Below are 3,208 nucleotides of genomic sequence, written 5' to 3'. Positions count from 1 at the left end.
GATCTTGGGAAGCCCGCACCGTATGCGTAGCATTGGTGTCGGGAGGATGTCACTGGACAAGCAGCCTGATCGTTAAGAATCTAGGATGGTTAAACAGAGTTTTTAGGGGGCAGATTTATGGATTCTCTCATAGCGATCGAGTAATTCCTTAATCGGAACAATACTGGTGGCCAGACCACTGTTGTTATCTAGCAGTCCTTTGCTGATGCCAATCACTTCACCTTGAGCGTTGAGTAAAGGGCCACCAGAATTACCAGGACTGAGTAACCCAGCACTGGTTTGCAAACTACCATGCTCATTAGTGCCGATAAAGGTTCCCGACGTAAGTGTGCCTGCCTTGCCCGCAGGACTGCCGATCGCAAATACCGGATCCCCTGGTTTCACCGTTACCGCTTCGGCCAGCGTCACTGTCGGTAGTTGCAAATCTTGAGGATTGAGCTTAATCAGCGCCAGGTCGTAGCGCAGATCAAAATCGATCACCTGGCCTTCATAGACTTGGCCGGTAGAAGTTTTCACAGATGCCTGAACGGAATTCTGAATCACATGGCGGTTTGTCAAAACTAAACCACTCGATTTCAGCACCATACCCGACCCCAATTCATTCACTGAATAAACCGTGACAACCGCCGGATTTGCGCGTTGATAAACCGTATCTGCAACCGAGAGTTGCCTGTCTTGATCACCTGATTTTCCACTAGCTAAAGGCTGGTTTACTGCTCCCAAGCCAAATTTTCCAGCACTGGCAAAGGGCAGAAAATTTTTCAGCAGTATGGGAACACCCAGACCCAAACCTAAGGCCAGGACAAAAATACCAGCTAATAAGCGGAGAGGAACTTTCAGCTTTTGCCGTGATATCAGAGGCTTTACCATTTTCATAGAGAAGCTGTCAGAATTAGGGGGATTTTGTGTCAAATCGTAAACAATAGCAGCGATCGTAATTAATCAATTTTCAGTACATAAATCCTAAGAAAATCACTTTTCCTAGTATGTGTCTTCAGGATATCGTGTTCTTGAAACTTTGGCACACCCGTAAAATTTGCCAAGAATTTGGCTCCAAAACAAAGAACTGCTTGTACCCTAAAGATGCTCCTCATAAATTGAGGGAAGTTCATAGTGAGATTGCTATCACTGGTTCCCGTGGTAAAGCATCTTTGCTTTATAAGGAGATTGTTGTGAGTTGTAGAACAACATTGTTGATGCTCAGTATGACCTGCAGTTTGGGATTAACGGTCAGTAGTTGTAGTCTATTGCAGTTGCAAAAGCCAACTAACTCGGCTGCTTCACCCACTCTCTCGCCTGCCTCTAGCTCACCTAGTCCGGCTGCTACCACTCCTCCAGTAGCGAAAACTCTAACGGCTCCAGACCTGACTGCTGAGAAGCTAAAGAATGCCGAGTACTATTTTCTGGCTAAAGGCCCAGTCAAGCTCGTCAACGGCAAGTATGAAGACCCAGAGACAAAACGAATCTTCACAATGAGTGATGTGGTTGCTTACGGGGACTTAAATAAAGACGGCATCAAAGATGCTGTCACTACCATTCAGATCACCATCCCAAATCAGGGTGATTTTTCCTATTTAGCCGCTTTCGTGAATGACAATGGCAATCCTAGAAATATTGCTGCAGAGTTTTTGGGGCCGCAAGTAAAAGTCAAAACGATCACTGTCAAACCGGAACAGACGATCGACGTACAAATGGATCAATATCAGGCTGGTGCGACTCAGCCTACAGCCGAGATCTCTCAAACCTTTAAGCTGAAAGATCCGGCTAGCCAGGCGAGCCCTTTGGCAACTCCAACCCCTCAGACTTCTCCTACTCCAACCCCTCAGACTTCTCCTAAGTCTTGAGGTGCCTTTTCAGCTAAACCAAGTCCTGCTAGAGAACGGTCGTTTTCCCATAAGAAAAGCCATAGTTCTGAACCTGGACAAAGGTAAGATTCATCCCTGGACAGATAGGGAGCGACTATTGAGTGGAGCAGTTCTGAGTGGATGAGCCAAAATTTGTTTACAGGGTAGAATTTATCCTTACTCAGCAGTGTAAATTCTGGCTTTCTTTAAATTTGCTCAGACCAATCCTTGAGCCAGCTTGCTTTTGAATCATTGAGATCTTTGCCAAATCCCTAATATCTGGCCTTTAAACCTAGGGGATATTCAAGTTAGCAAAAAATCAAAAAAGTGCTTCCTTTAAGAAACCCTGTGATACACTCTAGGTATCATTTTTCATGAGCACAAAATTTTGTCTTCGCATTAGTTGCTCGACACAATCTGTTGCTAGATGAAAAGTGATGTTTTTGTCCCTATCAATTCTGCAAAGTGCTCATAGCGGGTGATATCTAAGTACTAACAAGTACCCACCATGCAATCTCCCCTTGTGAGTCTAGGCAGGCGATGATAATGCGAACGAGGAACCTATGGAGTTACTAGCTTTTGTTCACAGTTCTGTGAACTATGAAGATCCAACCCCTGATCCAGAGTTAACTTTAGATATCAAAGTGCCAAGCTCTGCGGGAGTCGCTTTGGCTGGTGTTGCGCTCGCTGTTGCTGCAGTTAGTGCTTCCCCTGACAAGGCTTCTGCAGCTACGACTGCGATCGCTCAGGGAAGTTCCGGGGATGCTGTCACGAATGTGCAAAAAGTCCTGGGAATTGAAGCCGACGGTCAATTTGGTCCTAAAACTGCAGCATCAGTGATGGACTTCCAAATTCGTCAGGGCTTGAAGCAGGTCGATGGGGTAGTGGGCAAGGAAACCGCTACAGCACTGGGGTTAAATGAAAAGTATCAACCCACCTACTTCGGTTTTAGTGGTTATGTGGATACTTGCAGCGGTTGTGGGCTGAATGTGCGGAGTGGCCCTGGAATTAACTACCGCAGAATTGGTGGTTTACCCGACGGCACCTATGTAGAAACCTTTGGCCCTGTTGTTGAACGGTACTATAACTGGCAACGTATTGGTCATGATGCGTGGATTGCCACGGACTATGTCGAGCCTTTCTACTACGAACCCAGAGGCTGGGATCGTTGGGATGACTGCTACGACTGCCATGACTACTACTACAAGCCAAAACACTGGAGTCGCTATGACGACTATTACTACGATCGCTATAGCTATGATGACTGCTACGATCCCTGCGATCATTACTACGAGCCACGCAGTTATTACTATGATGACTGCTACGATCCCTGCGATCATTACTACGAGCCACGCAGTTATTAC

The 3,208-nt window shown here is 46.2% G+C and carries 3 protein-coding genes; 2 read left to right on the top strand and 1 reads right to left on the bottom strand.

The window, feature by feature from the left end:
- Window positions 1–102: 102 nt before the first annotated feature.
- On the bottom strand, window positions 103–870 hold the full coding sequence (locus ACUVQO_RS22225; RefSeq protein WP_445928004.1) for a S1C family serine protease: 768 nt from the start codon (window positions 868–870) through the stop codon (window positions 103–105).
- 302 nt (window positions 871–1,172) lie between these two features.
- Between ACUVQO_RS22225 and ACUVQO_RS22220 the strand changes: the two genes are divergently transcribed.
- Entirely contained in the window at window positions 1,173–1,844 is a 672-nt protein-coding gene (locus ACUVQO_RS22220) for a hypothetical protein (protein WP_445928003.1), read from the top strand.
- 563 nt (window positions 1,845–2,407) lie between these two features.
- Window positions 2,408–3,208, top strand: an 801-nt coding sequence (locus ACUVQO_RS22215) for a peptidoglycan-binding protein (protein WP_445928002.1), incomplete at its 3' end; no start/stop codon positions are given.

It is taken from the genome of Leptodesmis sp. (assembly GCF_052746595.1).
The sequence above is the reverse complement of the archived record's forward strand: the minus strand, read 5'-3'. Positions and strand labels throughout refer to the sequence as shown.